General features: G+C 60.8%; 27 protein-coding genes. 25 read left to right on the forward strand and 2 right to left on the reverse strand.

Translation table 11 applies throughout. The features are described 5' to 3' along the window. Positions 1 to 80 precede the first annotated feature (80 nt). The gene (locus N7568_RS08330) at positions 81 to 4298 is read left to right on the forward strand and encodes a hypothetical protein (RefSeq protein WP_261609404.1); all 4218 of its coding nucleotides are present in this window, start codon (positions 81 to 83) and stop codon (positions 4296 to 4298) included. A 28-nt stretch (positions 4299 to 4326) separates the two neighbouring features. Further along, the gene (locus N7568_RS08335) at positions 4327 to 4452 is read left to right on the forward strand and encodes a hypothetical protein (protein WP_261609405.1); all 126 of its coding nucleotides are present in this window, start codon (positions 4327 to 4329) and stop codon (positions 4450 to 4452) included. A gap of 38 nt (positions 4453 to 4490) precedes the next feature. Here N7568_RS08335 and N7568_RS08340 read toward each other — a convergent pair whose 3' ends face one another. Continuing rightward, positions 4491 to 5924, reverse strand: a complete 1434-nt coding sequence (locus N7568_RS08340; protein WP_261609406.1) for a GH1 family beta-glucosidase — start codon at positions 5922 to 5924, stop codon at positions 4491 to 4493. A gap of 393 nt (positions 5925 to 6317) precedes the next feature. On the opposite strand from N7568_RS08340, the gene rpsJ reads away from it, so the two are divergent. The 23 genes from rpsJ to map all read left to right on the forward strand — a co-directional run bounded on the left by rpsJ (position 6318) and on the right by map (position 19201). Next, positions 6318 to 6626 (forward strand): 30S ribosomal protein S10, encoded by a 309-nt coding sequence (gene rpsJ / locus N7568_RS08345; RefSeq protein ID WP_003803825.1) that lies wholly within the window; start codon positions 6318 to 6320, stop codon positions 6624 to 6626. A gap of 17 nt (positions 6627 to 6643) precedes the next feature. Then, positions 6644 to 7294: a 50S ribosomal protein L3 gene (rplC, locus tag N7568_RS08350; RefSeq protein ID WP_018776685.1), complete on the forward strand. Its 651-nt coding sequence runs from the start codon at positions 6644 to 6646 to the stop codon at positions 7292 to 7294. Between the two features lie 4 nt (positions 7295 to 7298). Continuing rightward, positions 7299 to 7916 carry a 50S ribosomal protein L4 gene (gene rplD, locus N7568_RS08355; protein ID WP_018776684.1) on the forward strand — a complete coding sequence of 206 codons (618 nt, stop codon included), beginning with the start codon at positions 7299 to 7301 and terminating at the stop codon, positions 7914 to 7916. Then, entirely contained in the window at positions 7913 to 8218 is a 306-nt protein-coding gene (rplW, locus tag N7568_RS08360) for a 50S ribosomal protein L23 (protein ID WP_011775593.1), read from the forward strand. The genes rplD and rplW overlap by 4 nt, the downstream gene beginning before the upstream one ends. Before the next feature lie 29 nt (positions 8219 to 8247). Further along, complete coding sequence (gene rplB / locus N7568_RS08365) at positions 8248 to 9087, forward strand: 50S ribosomal protein L2 (protein WP_011775592.1); 840 nt, start codon at positions 8248 to 8250, stop codon at positions 9085 to 9087. Between the two features lie 12 nt (positions 9088 to 9099). Beyond that, entirely contained in the window at positions 9100 to 9381 is a 282-nt protein-coding gene (rpsS, locus tag N7568_RS08370; RefSeq protein WP_011775591.1) for a 30S ribosomal protein S19, read from the forward strand. A 38-nt stretch (positions 9382 to 9419) separates the two neighbouring features. Next, entirely contained in the window at positions 9420 to 9785 is a 366-nt protein-coding gene (rplV, locus tag N7568_RS08375) for a 50S ribosomal protein L22 (RefSeq protein WP_011775590.1), read from the forward strand. Then, entirely contained in the window at positions 9786 to 10607 is an 822-nt protein-coding gene (gene rpsC, locus N7568_RS08380; RefSeq protein ID WP_011775589.1) for a 30S ribosomal protein S3, read from the forward strand. After that, positions 10608 to 11024 carry a 50S ribosomal protein L16 gene (rplP, locus tag N7568_RS08385; RefSeq protein ID WP_003803795.1) on the forward strand — a complete coding sequence of 139 codons (417 nt, stop codon included), beginning with the start codon at positions 10608 to 10610 and terminating at the stop codon, positions 11022 to 11024. Positions 11025 to 11026: 2 nt separating this feature from the next. Next, on the forward strand, positions 11027 to 11347 hold the full coding sequence (gene rpmC, locus N7568_RS08390) for a 50S ribosomal protein L29 (RefSeq protein ID WP_014922387.1): 321 nt from the start codon (positions 11027 to 11029) through the stop codon (positions 11345 to 11347). After that, on the forward strand, positions 11344 to 11640 hold the full coding sequence (gene rpsQ / locus N7568_RS08395; protein WP_011775587.1) for a 30S ribosomal protein S17: 297 nt from the start codon (positions 11344 to 11346) through the stop codon (positions 11638 to 11640). Before rpmC ends, rpsQ begins: the two co-directional genes overlap by 4 nt. A gap of 352 nt (positions 11641 to 11992) precedes the next feature. Further along, positions 11993 to 12361 (forward strand): 50S ribosomal protein L14, encoded by a 369-nt coding sequence (rplN, locus tag N7568_RS08400; protein WP_003803789.1) that lies wholly within the window; start codon positions 11993 to 11995, stop codon positions 12359 to 12361. A 3-nt stretch (positions 12362 to 12364) separates the two neighbouring features. Then, positions 12365 to 12724: a 50S ribosomal protein L24 gene (gene rplX, locus N7568_RS08405; protein WP_062073171.1), complete on the forward strand. Its 360-nt coding sequence runs from the start codon at positions 12365 to 12367 to the stop codon at positions 12722 to 12724. Further along, a complete protein-coding gene (rplE, locus tag N7568_RS08410; protein ID WP_223933975.1) occupies positions 12724 to 13311 on the forward strand; it encodes a 50S ribosomal protein L5 in 588 nt (195 codons plus the stop codon). Before rplX ends, rplE begins: the two co-directional genes overlap by 1 nt. 78 nt (positions 13312 to 13389) lie before the next feature. Continuing rightward, positions 13390 to 13788, forward strand: coding sequence for a 30S ribosomal protein S8 (rpsH, locus tag N7568_RS08415; RefSeq protein ID WP_024817585.1), 399 nt, complete (start codon positions 13390 to 13392; stop codon positions 13786 to 13788). 18 nt (positions 13789 to 13806) lie between these two features. Further along, positions 13807 to 14343 carry a 50S ribosomal protein L6 gene (rplF, locus tag N7568_RS08420; RefSeq protein WP_011775583.1) on the forward strand — a complete coding sequence of 179 codons (537 nt, stop codon included), beginning with the start codon at positions 13807 to 13809 and terminating at the stop codon, positions 14341 to 14343. A gap of 3 nt (positions 14344 to 14346) precedes the next feature. Then, on the forward strand, positions 14347 to 14730 hold the full coding sequence (gene rplR / locus N7568_RS08425; protein ID WP_024817584.1) for a 50S ribosomal protein L18: 384 nt from the start codon (positions 14347 to 14349) through the stop codon (positions 14728 to 14730). 29 nt (positions 14731 to 14759) lie between these two features. Further along, positions 14760 to 15431, forward strand: a complete 672-nt coding sequence (rpsE, locus tag N7568_RS08430; RefSeq protein WP_011775581.1) for a 30S ribosomal protein S5 — start codon at positions 14760 to 14762, stop codon at positions 15429 to 15431. Positions 15432 to 15433: 2 nt separating this feature from the next. Beyond that, positions 15434 to 15640: a 50S ribosomal protein L30 gene (rpmD, locus tag N7568_RS08435; RefSeq protein ID WP_090817772.1), complete on the forward strand. Its 207-nt coding sequence runs from the start codon at positions 15434 to 15436 to the stop codon at positions 15638 to 15640. Then, the gene (gene rplO / locus N7568_RS08440; protein ID WP_261609407.1) at positions 15640 to 16122 is read left to right on the forward strand and encodes a 50S ribosomal protein L15; all 483 of its coding nucleotides are present in this window, start codon (positions 15640 to 15642) and stop codon (positions 16120 to 16122) included. Before rpmD ends, rplO begins: the two co-directional genes overlap by 1 nt. Before the next feature lie 185 nt (positions 16123 to 16307). Then, positions 16308 to 17618 carry a preprotein translocase subunit SecY gene (gene secY, locus N7568_RS08445; RefSeq protein WP_261609408.1) on the forward strand — a complete coding sequence of 437 codons (1311 nt, stop codon included), beginning with the start codon at positions 16308 to 16310 and terminating at the stop codon, positions 17616 to 17618. A 5-nt stretch (positions 17619 to 17623) separates the two neighbouring features. Beyond that, positions 17624 to 18193: an adenylate kinase gene (locus N7568_RS08450; RefSeq protein ID WP_261609514.1), complete on the forward strand. Its 570-nt coding sequence runs from the start codon at positions 17624 to 17626 to the stop codon at positions 18191 to 18193. Between the two features lie 180 nt (positions 18194 to 18373). Further along, positions 18374 to 19201, forward strand: coding sequence for a type I methionyl aminopeptidase (gene map, locus N7568_RS08455; protein WP_261609409.1), 828 nt, complete (start codon positions 18374 to 18376; stop codon positions 19199 to 19201). 63 nt (positions 19202 to 19264) lie between these two features. Here map and N7568_RS08460 read toward each other — a convergent pair whose 3' ends face one another. Next, positions 19265 to 20611 carry an ABC transporter substrate-binding protein gene (locus N7568_RS08460; RefSeq protein WP_261609410.1) on the reverse strand — a complete coding sequence of 449 codons (1347 nt, stop codon included), beginning with the start codon at positions 20609 to 20611 and terminating at the stop codon, positions 19265 to 19267. Positions 20612 to 20646: the final 35 nt, after the last annotated feature.

Genomic DNA, 20646 nt, shown 5'->3' on the forward strand with positions numbered 1-20646 from the left:
GGGTTCTTTTTGCTACGATTAGTCAATCGAATGGATAAAGGCTCGTGCAGTTGTTGCGCCGGCCCAACCTAGGAGCTTCCATGACTGCATTTCTTATACTGCTGCTCCTCGTCATCGTAGGCGGGGCGGGCTTTGCGGTCGGGTTGGCAAGGGGGCGCCGCGGGACTGCCCCTGATCCTTCTGCGGCCCCGAACCAGGCTGCCTCTTACCACGAGGGTTTTCTCGCCGGCCACTTGGCCGGTTGGCGGGACGCTGAGGCCAAAGGACAGATCCGGACCGGGGCCCCGGCCGGGAATGTCGTTCCTGCCCCTGTGAGCCCGCCATCGACTCCGGCGTACATTCAGTCGACCCCTCAGAGGCCGGCACAGCCAATGACGCCTCCGCCGGCTGTCTACAACCCCATGCCACAACAAGCCCAGTCTGCTCAGCCTCCTTCGCAGCATCACGCGACGCAGGCAGCCGTCCAGCAGCCCCCAGGCCAACGGCCGGTCCCGCACCAACAACCCGCCTTCCGGGTGCCTCAGCCCCCAGTTGCACGGGAGACTCCCGAGGCCGCCGCTGCCCGCAAGGCGAAGCGCGACCAGCAGAACATCAACGTCACGCTGTACGTCGCCAGCCTCCTCTTGGTTGCTGCCGGTGCATTGTTCGTGGGCACGAGCCTTCCGGCCCTCTTCCGTTTCGTGGGAATTTGGTTCATCACTGCTCTGTTCTACGTTTCCGGCATGGTTATCCACTCGCGTGTGCCGCGGCTGCGACCCGCCGCCGTTGCCTTCGTCGGAACAGGGCTCGCGCTCGTTCCGGTCACAGGGTTGGCCATGTACAACTTTGTGCTTCACAACGGCCCGGCGGCTTGGCTCGTCACTTCTTTGCTGGGTACAGCCGTTTATGCTTACACCGCCGTGAGGTTGGATAACAAAGTCCTGGCCTTCCTGTCCCTTAGCTTCGTCGTTTCAACGGCGTGGTCCGGCGTTTCCGTTCTTGGGGGCGCTCTGGTTTGGTACTTTACGGCTCTCATTGGAGTGGCAGTTCTCCTCACTGTTGTTGCCTTGCTGCGTCCCAAGTGGCTTCCACCGCTTTACGTCCGTCCCCTGATGGTGCTGCATCCAGCTCTGGTGCCGCTCGTGGCCGTGGCCGTCACTTTCACGCCGCACCTTTTGTCCAAGGGGGAGTACGCCTGGGTCATGTTGATGTGCGGCGTCTACTTCGCTGTGATGTTCTTTGTTCCGCAGGCCCGGTACCGAATGCAGCATCTCTATGCTGCGCGGGCTGCCCTGACGCTGGCTTTGCTTGGGGTGGTGTGGGATGTCACCGCCAATGTGAGCACGGTGTTGCTGGCAGCGGTAATCTGCCTTGGAGTACAGTCCCTGGGTGTTGCCTTCGGTGGAAAGAAGCTGCTGACCCGCTTCTGGTGGAGCGACGCCGTTTCCTGTCTGGCGTTGCAGCTGATCACCTCTGCCATCCTGACCGTGGTTCTTGAGTTCAGGCCGTTCGACCTTCCCAACTTTGTTCCTCTCGCAGTGACGATGCTGACGGCCATGGTGATTGGCTGGAAACTGGGCAAGGGCATGGAGTTTGCTCCCGCCGCCGTGCTGGGGGTGGGTGGTGCGTTGGGTGGGCTGCTTGGTGCATGGCCCGTCTCGGCGCTCCTGGCAACAGCAGCCCTCTACTGGTTCCTGCTGGCGTTGATCACGCCCACCGCTTCCCGCCAATACTTGATTCTTGCGGGCCGGATCGCGCTCACACTGGCTGTGCCCGTGGGGGTGGCTGGTGTGCTGACAGGACATCCTGACCGGACCTCTTACTCCTTGATGACGCTCGTTGCCGCGGCAGCCGCGCAACAACTGCTGAGCGCCGCAATGGCACGTGGGGGAGTCCGGCTGTTGGCCCCGCAGGCGTCGGTGGCTGGTTTCGGCGCCGCCGCAGCCGCAGGACTCCTTGTTCTGCCGATATTTGACGAGGCCACCGGGCGCCCGGTGGTTGCGGCAGCTGTACTCCTTGTCCTGGCGGCAGGCTTGGCCGCGGGCCTCCTGATGTTTCCGCCAGTTCGTCCGGAATCAGGTGCCGGAGTTGCGTGGCGGGCCACAGTGGCCGAAGTCATTGCGCCGTCAACTGCGGTCATCGCGGGTGGCATGGCAGCTGCATTCGTATCCTGGACGTTGGGAAACGGCGTCCTTTTGGCATTGCTTGCCTACTTTGTGGTCACGGCCCTAAGGATCTCCCCGTCGTTCCACAGGCAGTCCTATTGGTGGCTGGCCAGGGCAGCCGGCACGGTCCTGGCGGCGTCTGCGTACGGGGATGCGACACGTGATGGCTGGAGCATTCGCCTCGCCGGTGAAATTCCGGCTACAGGACTTGTGGTGGTTATGGCTGCTGCGTTCCAGTTGGTCCTTCCCCTCCTTCCCGGAAGCCGACGCCGTTACCCTCGAGCTTCCGTAGTCGATGCCGGCGCTGTTGTTACCGTCATGGCCGTGGCCACGGCGACCCTTACCGTCACCACTGCGTTGTCCGGGTGGACCGTTGGGGACAGCTGGCAGCCCGGATTTGCCGCGGTAACAACTGCCCTTGCCGCCGTCCTGGTCGGTGCGGTTCTACGGCGTCACTCCGTTGGTTGGATCTTTGCTCCCGTCGCTTTTGTCATCCTCCTGGCACTTCGCGTCGGAAATATCCGGGACGTCGAAATCTTGCTGGGCATCTTTGCTGCCTACAGCGGCTTCATGATGGGTTCGGTTCGCCACCGCTTGATCCGCGGTTGCTACTTGCTGGGGGTCCGGGGGCTTACAGGCGCCTTCATCACGGTGGTCGTGGCCGATATATCGGACTCACCGGCGGCGGTATCCATCAGCCTGGCGCTGGTGCTCGCGTTGCAGCACGTGCTGACTCTGGTCCTACGCGGGCGCGGGGTTGATGTCGCCTTCCAGCAGGCAACAGTCCACGCCACTTTGGGGGCCCAGCTCCTGCTGCCGTTCGCGTACCTGCTCGCAGGTGATTACGACGGCGGAGGCCGCTGGGTGGTGATGCTTGAGTTGGCTCTGGTCGCGGCGTTTGCTGCAATCGCCTGGCGTAGCCTTGCAGCCCGCGGATCCCAATACTTCGGTACCGCGGCAATAGTGGCGGGAGTCATCGCTGCTGGACCGGCACTTGGGTTCCCTGCGTCAACATGGCTGTATCAGCCGCTGCTGGACAAGTCCCAAGTCCCTGTTGTCCTCCTTGCCCTGGCAGTGGCCATGATTGCCGGCAGGGCGGTGTCCCGGCCTGGGAAGGCGGCCGATGGCACAGCTGCCGGCGCCACGGAGCGGTGGTTCTGGCTCACCTCAGCCATGGCGTTCACCCTTACGGGCGGCCTCCTGACCTTGGGTGTCTCGTACTCCCTTACCGGACTCTCCGTGTTGGTCCTGGCTGGCGTCTTGTTCGCTGCCTCGCACTTTGAACGACTGCCGGTTCTCTATGCGGGGGCTGCTCCGGCAGTGCTGGCAGGGGCGGTTCCCGCCGTCGACGGTTTGCTGCAGGGACTGCCTGCGGGCATCTGGAGCGACTACGCTGCCTGGCTTATTGGCGGAGTTGGCACTGCGCTGCTCCTCTATTCCTTGAAGATCTTCGGCGGGCCGGCCATCGCAGGGAATGACTGGCGGCGGAACTCGCTTACTGCCACTGTGGCCCTGGCGCTGGCTTCATCGGCAGCGGTGGGACTGGGCCGTGACCAAACATCCATGCTGGGATTTGTCTTGGTGGTCGCAACCGGGGTGGTTGTGGTGGTTGAGGTGCCGCGCGGCAAATGGCTGGCAGGCGAGGTTGCCGGAATTATCTCTGTTGCAGCCCTCCAGCGGGCGGTGCTGTTCATGGACGGGTCCAGTCCTGATGTGTTCTGGACTGCGCAATGGTATGTGGTGGCCGGGGCCGTTATAGCAGGGCTGCGCTATGCAAGGGGGCAGCGAACAGAGGGCCTCCTTCGGCTGTGCATTACAGCCGGTTTGCTGTCTCTTACGTCCTTGGCAATCGTCTTCGGTGGTACGTCTTCGCAGCAGCTGTACGTACTCGTGGCACATGTTCTGCTTCTGGCTGCAGGCCTGGTGCTCGCTGAGCGGGTACTGGTGTGGTGGGGTGCCATCGCTGTAGCGCTAAGCATCATGTGGGCGCTGCGGTCCTACGCCTTTGCCATGCTCGCCCTCGTTGCCTTGGGCCTGATCGTGCTGGCGGTATGGCGATTGAACAGGAAGCCGCCCAGCAATACCGGCGGGCCTGGCCAAGGCGGAGATTCGAGCGATGTCCCCCCTGTGCGCACCGGTGACGGAATCCGATAATGTTGCAGTCTACGGAGAGGAGCGCACCATGGAATTCCTGATTTTCCTGGCGGTCATTGCCGCTATCGGCGGCGGCGTGTTGTGGGGTCGAAAGAACTTTAAGAGCGAGATCGAACGCGCCAAGCGCATTCGTCGCGCCAACAAGAGCAAGTAGGGCTCAGGTCCTGGCTGGCACGAGTTAACTCATTCGGGCTACAAAAGATGGTTGCGGGCCCGTTCCAGCGCACGCAGCCAGTAATACGAATCCTTGGGAGTCCGTTCCAAGGTCTCGAAGTCCACGTGGATCAGGCCGAATCGTTGTGAGTAGCCTGCCGCCCACTCGAAATTATCCAGCAGCGTCCAAACGTAATAACCGCGTAGATCCACATCCTCGGCGATGCCACCAGGCCCGGTTGCTGTCAGAGCATGGCCCAGGTGTTCAGCCAGATAGGTGATGCGGTTGGTGTCCTGGACAGGTCCATCAACGTGGGCAGGCTCGGGGAAGCTGGCGCCACCTTCGGTGATGTAGACGGGAGGAAGAGCCTCCCCATAGCGGTCCTTCAACTCCCGGAGCACCATGCCCAGATAGTCCGGGGCCACGGGCCAGCCGAATCCAGTTGTCTCGTATTCCTGGTAGGCGGCAAGGTGGAACGGTACCTTGGTCATCTCAGTTGAGGCGCCGGTGGGGATCTCAGCCGGGCCAGGACCTGCAGCGACTTTTATGGGGTAGTAGTAGTTGAGCCCGTAGAAGTCCAAGGGTTGGCTGATCAGTTCAAGATCACCGTCGTGAACGGTACCCAGTGAGCGGAACCACGGCTTCATGGGCAAGGGCGGTTTGGGGTATTGGCCAAGCAGTATCGCGTCGGCGTAGATGCGGTTGAGGATCAGGTCCAGCGCCTGCGTCATCAGCCGATCCCCAAGACTGTTGCTGGCCGGCTCGACGGGGCTGTGCATATTGGACACCCCGATCTTCCCCTTAACGCCCGCGCTCCTGAGAGCCCGGACGGCCATCCCATGCCCCAGCAATTGATGATGTGCGGCAGGCAGGGAGTCGAACAGCAGTTGCCTGCCGGGAGCGTGCACTCCCAGCGCGTATCCCTGCACGGTAACGGACACGGGCTCGTTCATGGTGACCCAGTGTTCAACGCGGTCACCGAAGCGCTCCGCTGCGGCTTCACAGTAGACTGCGAAACGTTCCGCGGTGTCCCGGTTCATCCAGCCCCCCGCGTGCTCCAACTCCAGCGGGGTGTCCCAGTGGAACAAGGTGGCCATGGGCGAGATGCCGGCGGCCAGGAGTTTGTCGATCAGCCGGTCGTAGAAGTCCAGTCCGCGTTGGTTGATGGAGCCCTTGCCGCCGGGTTGAATCCGCGGCCAGGACAACGAGAAGCGGTAGGAGTCCACGCCAAGCTCCTGCATCAAGGCGATGTCTTCATCGGAGCGGTTGTAGTGGTCGCACGCTACGGTGGGGGAGTCGCCGTCGACTATTGCTCCTGGCTTTTCCGCGAAGGCATCCCAGCCCGAAGGACCGCGGCCATCAGCCGTCAGGGATCCTTCAATCTGGAAAGCTGCCGACGCCACCCCCAAAGTGAAACCTGGACGCAGGCGCGCGGCAAGATCTTCCACGGAGCCTGAATCCTGGACGGTCATGCACCCATCTTCCTCAGGCGCAGGCGCCCGGGCAATGGTCCTGCGGGGCCCTTATACCGCCGATTGGCCTTTGCCCCATATTTCCGCCATACTGGATGAGTTGTTCAAGCGCTTCTTCGTGTCCCGATCCGGATAATGCCGGGTGTCAGGGTCCAGGTTGAAGCCCAAACATAACCCTGAACCCCATGGAATGCGGTCGAGTCTGCGTGGAAATCGCGACACGCCCGACCGCGGGGGTCGGTGCGCCGGCAGGTTGAGGAACCCGGAATATCCGGATTCAGCTTGTGCGGCGTGTGGTGGTACAACCTCAAACGCTTCGGCGGCCACATCAACAGGTAAGTAAACAGAGCAGCCCTAACTAGAGCAGCACTAGCTGAAAGAGAGTCAGGCGACATGGCGGGACAAAAAATCCGCATCCGGCTGAAGTCATATGACCACGAGGTCATTGATGTTTCAGCGCGGAAGATCGTTGAGACGGTCACGCGCGCAGGCGCAACGGTAGTCGGCCCGGTGCCGCTGCCCACGGAGAAGAACGTTTACTGCGTTATTCGCTCTCCTCACAAGTACAAGGACAGCCGTGAGCACTTCGAAATGCGTACTCACAAGCGTCTGATCGACATCATCGACCCCACGCCGAAGGCTGTTGACTCGCTTATGCGTCTCGACCTGCCTGCAGACGTGAACATCGAAATCAAGCTCTAGGGAGGTGCTGAGAGACTATGACCGCAACCCGTAATGTAAAGGGCCTGCTGGGCACGAAGCTCGGCATGACCCAGGTCTGGGACGAGAACAACAAGCTCATCCCGGTAACTGTCGTCCAGGCTGACTCCAACGTCATCACGCAGCTGCGCAACGCAGACGTAGATGGCTACGTCGCCGTCCAGATCGGCTACGGCCAGATCGACCCCCGCAAGGTCACCAAGCCGCTGGCTGGTCACTTTGAAAAGGCTGGCGTCACCCCTCGCCGCCACGTCGTCGAACTGCGTACCGCAGACGCCGCATCCTACGAGCTGGGCCAGGAGCTCTCTGTTGAGATCTTCGAAGCCGGCCAGAAGATCGACGTCGTCGGCACCTCAAAGGGTAAGGGCTTCGCCGGTGTTATGAAGCGTCACGGCTTCCACGGCGTTGGCGCTTCCCACGGTGCCCACAAGAACCACCGTAAGCCTGGCTCCATCGGTGGCGCATCCACCCCGAGCCGCGTCTTCAAGGGCCTGAAAATGGCCGGCCGCATGGGCGCCGAGCGTCACACCACGCTGAACCTCACGGTTCACGCTGTTGACGTTGAGAAGTCGCTGCTCCTTATCAAGGGTGCCGTTCCCGGTGCCCGCGGCCAGGTCGTACTCGTACGCACCGCCGTGAAGGGAGCCTAGTTCAATGACTAGCACTGTCAAGGTAGACCTGCCTGCAGAGATCTTCGACGTCCAGACCAACGTGCCGCTGCTGCACCAGGTCGTCGTCGCACAGCTCGCTGCTGCACGCCAGGGTACCCACAAGACGAAGACCCGCGCCGAGGTTTCCGGTGCAGGTCGCAAGCCGTTCAAGCAGAAGGGTACCGGCCGCGCCCGTCAGGGTTCCATCCGTGCTCCTCACATGACCGGCGGTGGCGTTGTCCACGGTCCGACCCCTCGTGACTACAGCCAGCGCACCCCCAAGAAGATGAAGGCTGCTGCACTCCGCGGCGCCCTGTCTGACCGCGCCCGCAATGGCCGCATCCACGTCATCGCTGAACTGGTAGCCGGCACCAAGCCGTCCGCCAAGGACGCACTGGCTTCGCTGCGCTCCGTTACTGAGCGCAAGAACCTGCTCGTCGTTATCGAGCGCGCCAACGATGTTGCTGCACTTTCCGTGCGCAACCTCCAGGATGTTCACGTTCTGTACGCAGATCAGCTGAACACCTACGACGTGCTCATCTCCGACGACGTGGTCTTCACCAAGGCTGCTTTCGAGGCGTTCGTCGCTGACAAGGCAAAGAACGAGGAGGCCTCCAAGTGAGCGTAACCACCATCAAGGACCCGCGCGACGTTGTGCTTGCACCCGTCGTTTCGGAAAAGAGCTACGGTCTGATCGACGAAGGCAAGTACACCTTCCTGGTGGACCCTCGCTCGAACAAGACCGAGATCAAATTGGCCGTAGAGAAGATCTTCTCGGTCAAGGTTGACTCGATCAACACCATCAACCGTGCCGGTAAGCGCAAGCGCACCAAATTCGGCTGGGGACAGCGCAAGAGCACCAAGCGTGCAATTGTCACCCTCAAAGAAGGCACAATCGACATCTTCGGCGGTCCGCTCGCGTAGCGGAGACCACTTTAACGAGGAAATAAATTATGGGAATCCGTAAATACAAGCCGACTACCCCGGGCCGTCGTGGCTCGAGCGTAGCCGACTTTGCTGAAATCACGCGATCGACTCCGGAAAAGTCGTTGCTGCGTCCGCTGCACAAAACTGGCGGTCGTAACAACTCCGGTAAGATCACCACCCGTCACAAGGGTGGTGGGCACAAGCGCCAGTACCGTCTGATCGACTTCCGTCGTCACGACAAGGACGGCATCAACGCCCGCGTTGCCGAAATCGAGTACGACCCGAACCGTACGGCTCGCATCGCACTCCTGCACTACGTTGATGGCACCAAGCGTTACATCATCGCTCCTAACAAGCTGTCCCAAGGTGACTTCGTCGAGGCTGGTCCTGACGCTGACATCAAGCCGGGCAACAACCTGCCGCTGCGCAACATCCCGGTTGGTACCGTAATCCACGCAGTTGAACTGCGTCCGGGTGGCGGCGCCAAGATGGCACGTTCCGCAGGTGCTTCGGTACAGCTCGTTGCCAAGGAAGGCCGTTTCGCACAGTTGCGTCTGCCCTCCGGCGAAATCCGCAACGTTGACGTGCGCTGCCGCGCAACCGTCGGCGAGGTCGGCAACGCCGAGCAGTCGAACATCAACTGGGGCAAGGCCGGCCGTATGCGCTGGAAGGGCGTTCGCCCGACCGTCCGTGGTGTAGCCATGAACCCGGTTGACCACCCGCACGGTGGTGGTGAAGGTAAGACTTCCGGTGGACGTCACCCGGTTAACCCGAACGGCAAGCCCGAGGGCCGTACCCGCCGTCCGAACAAAGAGAGCGACAAGCTTATTGTTCGTCGCCGCCGTACTGGCAAGAACAAGCGATAGGAGCCTGGACACATGCCACGCAGCCTGAAAAAAGGTCCTTTCGTTGACCAGCACCTCTTTGTGAAGGTCGCACGGGAAAACGATAAGGGCACCAAGAACGTCATCAAGACCTGGTCCCGCCGTTCGATGATCATCCCCGACATGCTCGGGCACACGATCGCCGTACACGACGGACGCAAGCACATCCCGGTGTTTGTCACAGAGTCGATGGTCGGGCACAAGCTCGGCGAATTCGCTCCCACGCGGACATTCCGCGGCCATGTTAAGGACGACCGTAAGGGCAAGCGCCGCTAGGCGCCTGACTTTACGTCTTAGACGAGAGAAGGAAAGCAATGGAAGCCAAGGCTATTGCGCGTCACATCCGCGTAACGCCTATGAAGGCCCGGCGCGTCGTCAACCTTGTTCGTGGTAAGCAAGCGAATGAGGCTCTGGCAATTCTGAAGTTTGCCCCCCAGGCAGCTTCGGAGCCGGTATTCAAGGTACTTCAGTCGGCAATGGCCAACGCACGTGTCCTCGCGGACCGTGACGGCGTTGCATTCGACGACAGCGACCTCTTCATCACCGAAGCATTTGTTGATGAAGGCCCGACCATGAAGCGGTTCCAGCCGCGTGCCCAGGGCCGCGCCTACCGCATTAGGAAGCGGACCAGCCACATCACGCTGGTTGTCGCAACCCCGGAGAAAGAGGAGGCTCGCTAAGTGGGACAGAAAGTAAACCCGCACGGGTTCCGACTCGGCATCACCACCGACCACGTTTCGCACTGGTTCGCTGACAGCACCAAGCCCGGACAGCGCTACAAGGACTTCGTCCGCGAGGACATCAAGATCCGTCAGCTCATGTCCACCGGCATGGAGCGCGCCGGCATCGCCAAGGTCGAGATCGAGCGCACCCGTGACCGTGTCCGCGTGGATATCCACACGGCACGCCCGGGTATCGTTATCGGCCGCCGCGGCGCTGAAGCAGACCGCATCCGCGGCGAGCTCGAAAAGCTCACGGGCAAGCAGGTTCAGCTGAACATCCTCGAGGTCAAGAACCCCGAGATGGAAGCACAGCTTGTTGCCCAGGGCATCGCTGAGCAGCTGACTTCCCGCGTGGCTTTCCGCCGTGCGATGAAGAAGGCAATGCAGTCCGCACAGCGTGCGGGTGCCAAGGGCATCCGTGTTGCTTGCTCGGGTCGTCTGGGTGGCGCAGAAATGTCCCGCTCGGAGTTCTACCGTGAAGGCCGTGTGCCCCTGCACACCCTCCGCGCGAACATCGATTACGGCTTCTACGAAGCCAAGACCACCTTCGGCCGTATCGGCGTGAAGGTTTGGATCTACAAGGGTGACGTAACTGCCAAGGAACTGGCTCAGCAGGCAGCTGCTGCTCCGTCCCGTGGCCGTGCAGGAGACCGTCCGGGCCGCCCGGGTGGCGACCGCCGTCGTCGTAACGACCGTCCGGCAGCTGAGGCAGCACCCGCTGCCGTTGAAGCACCGGCCGCTGAAGCTGCTGCTCCTGCAGCAGAAGGAGGACAGGCTTAAATGCTTATCCCACGTCGAGTCAAGCACCGTAAGCAGCACCACCCGGGTCGTTCCGGCGCTGCTACGGGCGGCACCAAGGTCAGCTTCGGTGAGTACGGTATCCAGGCCCTGAGCCCGGCATACGTTACGAACCGTCAGATCGAGTCCGCTCGTATCGCGATGACCCGCCACATCAAGCGTGGCGGCAAGGTCTGGATCAACATCTATCCGGACCGTCCGCTGACGAAGAAGCCTGCTGAAACCCGTATGGGTTCCGGTAAGGGTTCTCCGGAATGGTGGGTCGCAAACGTCAAGCCGGGCCGGGTTCTCTTCGAACTCTCCGGTGTCAATGAAGAGGTAGCTCGCGAGGCCCTGCGCCTGGCAATCCACAAGCTCCCGTTGAAGGCACGCATTGTGCGTCGCGAAGGTGGTGAATAGAAATGGCAGTAGGGTCGAAGGATCTCGCACCCGCACAGCTGGACGGTTTCGACAACGAGCGTCTCGTTGAAGAACTCCGCAAGTCCAAGGAAGAGCTGTTCAACCTGCGTTTCCAGTCCGCCACCGGACAGCTGGAGAACCACGGTCGCCTGCGCGCGGTAAAGAAGGACATCGCACGCATCTACACCGTTCTCCGTGAGCGCGAGCTGGGCATTCGTGCCGAGGTTGCCGCACCGGTTGTGGAAGCCAAGGAAGAAAAGAAGTCCAAGAAGGCTGCCAAGGCTGAAAAGGCCGAAGTTGAAGCTGGAGAGGACGCCAAGTGAGCGAGAAGGAAACTGTGACGGAAGCAGCAGCCAGCGCTGAACAGCGCGGTTACCGTAAGACGCGTCGCGGCTACGTTGTCTCTGACAAGATGGAAAAGACCATCGTTGTTCAGGTTGAAGACCGCGTGAAGCACGCTCTTTACGGCAAGGTTATTCGCCGCACCTCGAAGATCAAGGCTCACGACGAAGAGAACACCGCCGGCATCGGCGACCTCGTTCTCATCTCTGAGACCCGCCCGCTCTCCGCTACCAAGCGGTGGCGTCTGGTGGAGATCCTCGAAAAGGCCAAGTAAATCCGACGCCAGGCTTGCCTGGCAGGGTTCACTGGAGAGGCCCGCGTTCCTTTGGGAATGCGGGCCTTTCCGCGTACCTGGGCGGTTCGGATAAAGTCCGTAAACGTGCTAGGATATTGAGTTTGTATGGCGCCACTTGTGCGTCATCAACTACCTCGTAAACAATCGTGCCGCTGCATACTGCCCCGCGCAGAGTTTTCTGCAAGGGAAGCTGATGCTTGTGGCACGGGCGTTTAGGCCTGTACTGGCAAAATCCAGGCAGGTCAAGAGACACCCCGATCAACCGTTCCGCAAGGCTCATTCCGTATGCATGATTTCGGTCTGAGAACCGGCGCGACGCAAGGAGTAAAAATTGATTCAGCAGGAGTCGCGACTCAAGGTCGCCGACAACACGGGTGCTAAGGAAATCCTTACCATTCGCGTTCTCGGTGGATCCGGTCGTCGCTACGCAGGCATTGGCGACGTCATCGTCGCTACCGTCAAGGACGCTATCCCTGGCGGCAACGTAAAGAAGGGTGACGTCGTCAAGGCTGTCATCGTTCGTACCAAGAAGGAACGCCGCCGTGCGGATGGTTCCTACATCAAGTTTGACGAAAACGCAGCTGTGATCCTGAAGAACGACGGTGACCCCCGCGGTACCCGTATCTTCGGCCCGGTTGGTCGTGAACTTCGCGACAAGAAGTTCATGAAGATCGTTTCGCTGGCCCCGGAGGTGCTTTAGTCCATGGCTAAGATCAAGAAGGGTGACCTCGTTCAGGTCATCACCGGCGCCAAGCAGGAACGCGGCGGCGACCGCGGCAAGCAGGGCAAGGTCCTGCGCGTATTCCCGGACACCAACCGCGTGCTGGTAGAGGGAATCAACCGCGTCACCAAGCACACCAAGGTCGGTCAGTCGCAGCGCGGCACCAAGACCGGTGGCATCGAGGTCGTTGAGGCCCCGATCCACGTTTCCAACGTTGCTTTGGTTGACCCGTCCACCAAGAAGCCGACCCGTGTTGGTTTCCGTCTCGACACCGTTGAGAAGGATGGCGCTACCAAGACCGTCCGTATCCGCGTGTCCAAGGCCACCGGGAAGGACATCTGATGAGTGAAACACTGTCTGAGACCACCGTTGAAACCAAGATCGTTCCGCGTCTGAAGACGAAGTACGCAGAGACCATCAAGAAGTCACTGCAGGACGAATTCAGCTACGCGAACGTCAACCAGGTTCCCCGCCTGGTGAAGGTTGTAGTGAACATGGGTGTTGGAGATGCCGCCAAGGACTCCAAGCTGATCGACGGCGCTGTCCGCGACCTCACCCTGATCACCGGCCAGAAGCCGCAGGTAACCAAGGCCCGCAAGTCAATCGCACAGTTCAAGCTGCGCGAAGGCATGCCGATCGGTGCACACGCAACTCTGCGTGGAGACCGCATGTGGGAATTCGTGGATCGTCTGGTTTCGCTGGCACTGCCGCGTATCCGTGACTTCCGCGGCCTCAACGGCAAGCAGTTCGATGGCAACGGCAACTACACCTTCGGTCTGACCGAGCAGGTTATGTTCCACGAAATCGACCAGGACTCCATCGACCGCGTTCGCGGTATGGACATCACGGTCGTCACCACCGCCAAGACCGATGACGAAGGCCGCGCGCTGCTCAAGGCGCTTGGTTTCCCGTTCAAGACCGAAAACTAACTACGTGACAGGTCCGTCCGCGCAGGCTCCTAGGAGCAGGCGCAGCGGAAACCGGTACGAGGAAGGGCTATAGCCCAAATGACTATGACAGATCCTGTCGCAGACATGCTCACGCGTCTGCGCAATGCAAACTCGGCATACCACGACACCGTGTCCATGCCGTACAGCAAACTGAAGGCACGCGTTGCTGACATCCTGAAGGCAGAAGGCTACATTGCCGGCTGGAAGGAAGAAGACGCCGAGGTTGGCAAGAAGCTGACCCTCGACCTGAAGTTCGGTCCGAACCGCGAGCGTTCCATCGCTGGCGTCCGCCGCATCTCCAAGCCGGGTCTCCGCGTTTACGCGAAGTCCACCAACCTGCCGCACGTGCTGGGTGGCCTGGGTATCGCAATCCTGTCCACCTCTTCCGGCCTCCTGACTGACAAGCAGGCCGGCAAGAAGGGCGTGGGCGGCGAAGTCCTCGCGTACGTCTGGTAACGGGAAAGGAAGAGAATAATGTCACGTATTGGACGTCTCCCCATCACCGTTCCTGCCGGAGTTGAGGTCAAGCTCGATGGCTCCGTCATCAGCGTCAAAGGTGCCAAGGGCGAGCTGAGCCACACTGTGGCCAGCCCGATCGAGGTTACCCAGGAAGAAAACACTCTCACGGTCACCCGCCCGAACGACGAGCGCAACTCGCGTTCGCTGCACGGCCTGACCCGCACCCTGATCGCCAACATGATCCAGGGCGTTACCGAGGGCTACGAGAAGAAGCTTGAAATCGTTGGTACTGGTTACCGCGTTCAGGCCAAGGGTTCTGACCTGGAGTTCGCTCTGGGCTACAGCCACCCGGTCAACGTCTCTGCACCCGAAGGCATCACCTTCGTAGTAGAGGGTCCGACCAAGCTCTCTGTTGCGGGTATCAACAAGCAGCAGGTCGGCGAGGTTGCTGCCAACATTCGCAAGCTGCGCAAGCCTGACCCCTACAAGGGCAAGGGTGTCCGTTACGCCGGCGAAGTCATCCGCCGCAAGGTCGGAAAGGCTGGTAAGTAAACCATGGCCATCGCAATTAACAAGAAGCGTACGAACAAGAGCAAGTCTGCTGCACGCAGCCGTCGCCAGCTTCGTATCCGCAAGCGCATCACCGGCACGGCCGTACGTCCCCGTATGGTCGTCAACCGCTCTGCACGTCACATGTTCGTCCAGGTTGTCGATGACAGCAAGGGTGTAACCGTGGCTTTCGCTTCCACTTTGGAAGCGGACCTGCGTGCATTCGACGGTGACAAGACTGCCAAGGCCAAGCGCGTTGGCGAGCTCGTTGCCGAGCGTGCCAAGGCTGCAGGCGTCGAGGCTGTTGTCTTCGACCGTGGCGGTAACAAGTACCACGGCCGCATCGCCGCCGTCGCTGACGGTGCTCGCGAAGGTGGGCTGGCTCTGTGACCGCTGAAAATAACGAAAAGGACGTTCAGGTGACTGAAGCTGTAGCTGCTGAAGCAACTGAGACCGCACCCGCTACCGATGACCGCCGCGGCGGACGTCGTGGCGAGCGCGGCGATCGTGGCCAGGGCCGCGGCGACCGTGGTGGCCGTGGTGGCCGCGACGGCGGTCGTGAAGCCGAGAAGAGCCAGTTCGTAGAGCGCGTTGTCACCATCAACCGCGTTGCCAAGGTCGTCAAGGGTGGTCGTCGCTTCAGCTTCACCGCTCTCGTCGTCGTCGGTGACGGTAACGGTATGGTCGGCGTCGGCTACGGCAAGGCCAAGGAAGTTCCCGCTGCTATCGCAAAGGGCGTTGAAGAGGCTAAGAAGTCCTTCTTCCGCGTTCCCCGCGTCGGCAGCACCATCCCGCACCGTGTGCAGGGTGAGGCTGCTGCAGGCGTTGTCCTGCTGCGTCCGGCTTCCGCCGGTACCGGTGTTATCGCCGGTGGTCCGGTCCGCGCTGTATTGGAGTGCGTGGGTATCCACGACATCCTCTCCAAGTCGCTCGGTTCTTCCAACGCGATCAACATCGTTCACGCGACCGTTGCCGCTCTGAAGCAGCTCGAAGAGCCCGCTTCCGTGGCTGCCCGCCGTGGCCTGCCGCTGGACGAGGTTGCTCCTGCTGCTCTGGTGCGCGCGCTCCAGAACCAGAAGGCAGGTGTTTAGTCATGGCTAAGAACCTGACTCCCTCCGACGCCAAGTTGGAGATCACCCAGATCAAGGGCGTCATTGGCGCCAAGCAGAACCAGATCGCCACCCTTCGGTCCCTCGGCCTGAAGCGCATCGGACACACTGTTGTCCGTAACGCTGACGCCGTGACCGTGGGCATGCTGAACACGGTTCCGCACCTCGTGAATGTAGAGGAGGCGAAGTAATGGCAGAGAACAAGACCGCCGCAGAGACTGCTGAGAAGCAGAACACTCTGAAGGTCCACCACCTGCGTCCCGCCCCGGGTGCCAAGACCGCCAAGACCCGTGTTGGTCGTGGTGAAGGCTCCAAGGGTAAGACCGCTGGTCGCGGTACCAAGGGTACGAAGGCCCGCTACCAGGTAAAGGCTGGCTTTGCCGGCGGCCAGCTGCCGCTGCACATGCGCCTGCCGAAGCTGCGCGGCTTCAAGAACCCGTTCCGGGTTGAGTTCCAGGTTGTAAACCTGGAAAAGCTCAACGAGCTGTTCCCGGAAGGTGGCGTTGTCACCGTCGAGTCTCTGGTTGAGAAGGGTGCCGTTCGCAAGAACCAGCCCGTCAAGGTGCTGGGCACCGGTGACATCACCGTCAAGGTTGACGTCACGGTCCACGCATTCTCTTCCAGCGCTTCGGAAAAGATTGCCGCAGCAGGCGGAAGCACCACCGCTCTCTAAGAGTCCGTGGGGCAGATGCCCGTTGTAAAAGAATCCCGGTATGCGGGGCTTCGGCCCCGCATACCGGGATTTTTTGCGTGGTTGTGGACTCTCGATTATTACGACGGCGTCACAAGCAGTTAGACTCGGTTGTTGGGTTTCATTGATCCCATCCACATCCTTGTACTTTCTACTCAGGAGGACGCTTGCTAAGCGCATTCGGCCGGGCGTTTCGGACGCCTGATTTGCGACGCAAGTTGTTGTTCACGCTGGGAATCATCACAATCTTCCGCTTGGGAGCTTTCATCCCCTCGCCTGGTGTGAACTACCAGAATGTCCAGCAATGCTTGAACACCGGTGACACCTCGCAGGGCATCTACCAGCTGGTGAACTTGTTCAGCGGCGGCGCGTTGCTGCAGGTTTCAGTCTTTGCCCTGGGCATCATGCCCTACATCACGGCGAGCATCATCGTGCAGCTGCTCCGGGTGGTCATTCCCCGATTCCAGCAGCTCTACGAGGAAGGTTCCTCGGGTCAGTCAAAGTTGACGCAATACACCCGGTACCTGACTATCGCCCTCGGCTTGCTCAACGCCACCACGCTGGTGTCGCTGGCACGCTCCGGGCAATTGCTGCCGGGCTGCAACCTGCCCATCATTCCTGACGAGAGCATCATCACCACCATCCTCATCATCATCACGTTGACCGCCGGTACCGGCCTCATCATGTGGATGGGCGAACTGGTCACGGAAAAGGGTGTGGGCAACGGCATGTCGTTGCTGATCTTCACCTCCATCGCTGCAAGCTTCCCGGGTTCCCTGGGTTCCATCTGGGAGTCCAAGGGCCCCGGAACCTTCTTCACCGTCCTTGCCGTAGGCCTGCTGACGGTGGCATTGGTGGTCTTCGTGGAGCAATCGCAGCGCCGCGTTCCGGTTCAGTACGCCAAACGTATGATCGGGCGACGCACCGTGGGTGGAACCAGCACCTATATCCCCATCAAGGTGAACATGGCCGGCGTCGTGCCTGTCATCTTCGCGTCCTCCATGCTCTACCTCCCCGGCCTGATTGCGCAGTTCAACCAGCCGGCACCCGGTGAGCAAATGGCACCGTGGGTTGAGTGGATCAACAACAACCTCACCCGTGGCGACCACCCCATCTACATGGCGCTTTACTTCGCCATGATCGTGTTCTTTACGTACTTCTATGTAGCCATCACCTTCAACCCTGAAGAAGTGTCGGACAACATGAAGAAGTACGGCGGGTTCATTCCGGGCATCCGGGCGGGTAAACCGACCGCGGACTACCTGCAGTACGTGCTTTCCAGGATCACCCTGCCTGGAGCCCTCTACCTGGGCTTCGTGGCGTTGATTCCGCTGGTTGCACTCGTCCTGATCAACGCCAACCAGAACTTCCCGTTCGGTGGCACGTCAATCCTGATCATGGTGGGTGTCGGCCTGGAAACCGTCAAGCAGATTGATGCGCAGCTACAACAACGTCACTACGAAGGGCTTTTGCGATGACGAGAATGCTGATCATTGGACCTCCCGGTTCGGGCAAGGGTACGCAGGCTGAGCGGATTTCCGAGCGCCTCGGCGTAGTCGCCATCTCCACCGGCGACATCTTCCGTGCCAACGTCAAGGGCGAAACCCCCTTGGGCATCGAAGCCAAGAAGTACATGGACGCGGGCGATTTCGTTCCGGACAGTGTCACAAACAACATGGTTCGCGATCGCCTGAGCCAGGACGACGTCGAGAACGGCTTCCTCCTGGACGGTTACCCGCGCACCACCGCGCAGGTTGACTACCTGGACCAGATCCTCGCCGAAGGTGAGCAGGAGCTCGACGTCGTGCTCCAGCTGACCGCTGACGACGAAGAGCTGGTTGCCCGCCTCTTGGGCCGTGCCAAGGAAACAGGCCGGTCGGATGACAACGAGACTGTCATCCGCCACCGTCTGGATCTCTACCACGAGCAGACCGAAGCAGTGGTGGCCAAGTATGCCGAGCGTGGCATCCTCACGCAGGTTGATGGCATCGGCGGTATCGATGAAGTTACCGACCGTGTCCTCACGGCAATCGAGTCGGCCAAGGCCGTCTAGCGCGTTCTCCACATAGCCGGTAATCCGGTGGTGGAGCGAAGGGTGTGCCCCGTACCGTAGGTGCGGGGCACACCCTTCTTCATTGACGTAATCGCACTGATTTCAACCGCAGTCCCGATTCCGGGAAAATGGTTGAAGTACGGGGCCCGATCGGCCCCAACAAACCTTCCAGAGGAGAACATGGCGTTCGGTCAGCCCCGCATTGAATACAAGACCAACGAGCAGATGCGCAAGATGCAGGAGGCCGGGGTTGTCCTGAGCCGTGCACTGGACGCTGCCGTTGCGGCGGCAAAGCCGGGCGTCACCACCAAGGATCTTGACGACGTCTTCGCCGCAGTCCTCAACGATGCGGGAGCCAAGTCGAACTTCCTCGGCTATCACGGCTTCCCTGCCACGATTTGCACATCAGTCAACGAGGAAGTGGTCCACGGCATCCCGGGAGGCAAGGTCCTCAATGACGGCGACATTATCTCCATTGACGGCGGCTGCATCGTTGACGGCTGGCATTCAGACTCGGCACGGACGGTCATCGTCGGTACCGCTGATCCGGAAGACCAGCGCCTCTCCGACGTCACGGAGGCGGCCATGTGGCGGGGCATCGCCGCCCTTGCCCAAGGTAAGTTCGTCGGAGACATCGGAAACGCGATCGATGACTACGTGTCGTCCGTCCAAGGCAAGCCGTTAGGCATCCTGGAAGACTATGTAGGCCACGGCATTGGTTCCGAAATGCATATGGCGCCGGATGTCCTGAACTACAGGACCGGCCACCGCGGTCCCAAGATACGCCCCGGCCTGTGCCTGGCGATTGAACCCATGCTGGTCCGTGGCGGCATCGAGACCGCCACCCTCGACGACGACTGGACAGTCGTCACCACCGACGGCAAGCGTTCCTGCCAGTGGGAGCATTCGGTGGCCGTGCACGAAAAGGGCATCTGGGTCCTGTCCGCCGTAGATGGAGGTGCCGGGCAATTGGCGCCGCTCGGCGTCGTGCCTGTTCCCATCCCGTAACACCTGCAAAAGAAGAGCCGGGCTACTGAAGTAGCCCGGCTCTTCCCGTATCCGCGAAGGCGATCAGGCCTTCAGTTTGGGCTTTACATCCTTGGTGTAGATGCCCTCAAGCGTCTTCTTCAGCTCGGTCATGGTTGCCTGGACATCGCCCTGCTGCGTGAGGATCTTGGCCGCAGCCTTCGCCATTTCCTGATCTGCGCCTGGCAGGAACACCCGTGCGTTGTCCTGGACTTTGGTAGCAGCAAGCTGATCCATGGCGGTCTTGATTTGTGGAGTTGCCGCGAGGACGGCGGACATGTCAGCTGAGAGCCGAGTAGGCATGTACCCCGTGGCGGCGGAGAACGCTGCAGTGTTCTCCGGCTCGGTCATGAATTTGAGGAAGGTAGCGGCAGCCAGTTGTTCTTCTTTGCTGATGCCGCTCGGAATGCCCAGCCCCGCACCGCCGGTGGGGCACACGCCGCTGGGGACCTCAGGTCCGCCCGGAAGGAACCCCACGCCTACGTTGAACGTGGCGGCCTTCAGGACGCCCAGCAGGGAGCCAGTGGAGGAAATGGTGGACGAGGTGATGCCGGCGGCGAAGTCGTCAGCGGCTTCCTTCGACGAAACGCCAGCCCAGCCGTCCTTGTAGATGGAATCCTGTGCCCACTGAAGGGCGGCAACGGATTCCTTCGAATCACAGGTGATGTCCCAGTCCTTGGACCAGCTGCCGCCCCAACCCCACAGGTTGTTCTGCAGGGTCCAGCCGGCGTAGCCCGCAAGGGCAGGGTAGATGTACGCGTACTGTGCACCGGACGTGGCCTTGAGCTTGGGAGCCCACTCGGCGAATTCCTGCCAGGTTGCGGGAGCACGGTCCGGGAGGCCAGCTGCCTTGAAATGGTCCTTGTTGTAGTAGAACAGCGGCGTTGAGCGCCCATATGGGAGCGCCCACTGCTTGTCGTCGTACTTGTAGTCATCAACCAAGGACTTCTGGAAGTCGTCGATCTTGATGTCCAACTGCTTCACCAGGCCATCGATAGGGATGATGCTGCCGTTGGAGAAGTAGCGGAACCACCACACATCAGAGAGCACCACCAAGCCCGGGAGCCCGGTCTTGGCTGCCTGCGACGTCTGGAATTTCTGAGCGATCTCTTCGTAGTTGGCGCCTGCCGTTACAAGGTTGACCTTGATATCGGGGAACTTGGCATGAAACTTCTCAATGATCGCCTTCTCAACATCCTGGGACTTACCCGGGTGGTTGGTCCACAAGTCGATGGAGGCGGCGGGCTTTACGCCCGTGAAGTCGATCGTGGCGGTGTCGACGGCGTCTGCCGTGCCCGCCGTCGACGGTCCGCCGCATGCGGCGAGGGCCGCAGCTCCGGCTCCGAGGCCTGCCAGGCCCAGGAAATGCCGGCGGTCAAGATTGGTGCGCATGGTGCTTCCTCTCAATAACTTATTTCGATGCGAAT

The organism is Paenarthrobacter aurescens, assembly GCF_025421775.1.
Taxonomy (GTDB): domain Bacteria; phylum Actinomycetota; class Actinomycetes; order Actinomycetales; family Micrococcaceae; genus Arthrobacter; species Arthrobacter aurescens_B.

Bases quoted from the DNA above. Each gene is read 5' to 3' on its own strand.
- rpsS (WP_011775591.1), top strand. From the start codon at position 9,100: ATGCCACGCAGCCTGAAAAAAGGTCCTTTCGTTGACCAGCACCTCTTT.
- N7568_RS08340 (WP_261609406.1), bottom strand. From the start codon at position 5,924: ATGACCGTCCAGGATTCAGGCTCCGTGGAAGATCTTGCCGCGCGCCTG.
- map (WP_261609409.1), top strand. From the start codon at position 18,374: ATGGCGTTCGGTCAGCCCCGCATTGAATACAAGACCAACGAGCAGATG.
- rplD (WP_018776684.1), top strand. From the start codon at position 7,299: ATGACTAGCACTGTCAAGGTAGACCTGCCTGCAGAGATCTTCGACGTC.
- N7568_RS08450 (WP_261609514.1), top strand. From the start codon at position 17,624: ATGCTGATCATTGGACCTCCCGGTTCGGGCAAGGGTACGCAGGCTGAG.
- rplP (WP_003803795.1), top strand. From the start codon at position 10,608: ATGCTTATCCCACGTCGAGTCAAGCACCGTAAGCAGCACCACCCGGGT.
- rplF (WP_011775583.1), top strand. From the start codon at position 13,807: ATGTCACGTATTGGACGTCTCCCCATCACCGTTCCTGCCGGAGTTGAG.
- rplO (WP_261609407.1), top strand. From the start codon at position 15,640: ATGGCAGAGAACAAGACCGCCGCAGAGACTGCTGAGAAGCAGAACACT.
- rplE (WP_223933975.1), top strand. From the start codon at position 12,724: ATGAGTGAAACACTGTCTGAGACCACCGTTGAAACCAAGATCGTTCCG.
- rplX (WP_062073171.1), top strand. From the start codon at position 12,365: ATGGCTAAGATCAAGAAGGGTGACCTCGTTCAGGTCATCACCGGCGCC.
- rpsJ (WP_003803825.1), top strand. From the start codon at position 6,318: ATGGCGGGACAAAAAATCCGCATCCGGCTGAAGTCATATGACCACGAG.
- N7568_RS08335 (WP_261609405.1), top strand. From the start codon at position 4,327: ATGGAATTCCTGATTTTCCTGGCGGTCATTGCCGCTATCGGCGGCGGC.
- rpmD (WP_090817772.1), top strand. From the start codon at position 15,434: ATGGCTAAGAACCTGACTCCCTCCGACGCCAAGTTGGAGATCACCCAG.
- N7568_RS08330 (WP_261609404.1), top strand. From the start codon at position 81: ATGACTGCATTTCTTATACTGCTGCTCCTCGTCATCGTAGGCGGGGCG.
- rpmC (WP_014922387.1), top strand. From the start codon at position 11,027: ATGGCAGTAGGGTCGAAGGATCTCGCACCCGCACAGCTGGACGGTTTC.
- rplC (WP_018776685.1), top strand. From the start codon at position 6,644: ATGACCGCAACCCGTAATGTAAAGGGCCTGCTGGGCACGAAGCTCGGC.
- rplV (WP_011775590.1), top strand. From the start codon at position 9,420: ATGGAAGCCAAGGCTATTGCGCGTCACATCCGCGTAACGCCTATGAAG.
- rpsH (WP_024817585.1), top strand. From the start codon at position 13,390: ATGACTATGACAGATCCTGTCGCAGACATGCTCACGCGTCTGCGCAAT.
- rplB (WP_011775592.1), top strand. From the start codon at position 8,248: ATGGGAATCCGTAAATACAAGCCGACTACCCCGGGCCGTCGTGGCTCG.
- N7568_RS08460 (WP_261609410.1), bottom strand. From the start codon at position 20,611: ATGCGCACCAATCTTGACCGCCGGCATTTCCTGGGCCTGGCAGGCCTC.
- rplR (WP_024817584.1), top strand. From the start codon at position 14,347: ATGGCCATCGCAATTAACAAGAAGCGTACGAACAAGAGCAAGTCTGCT.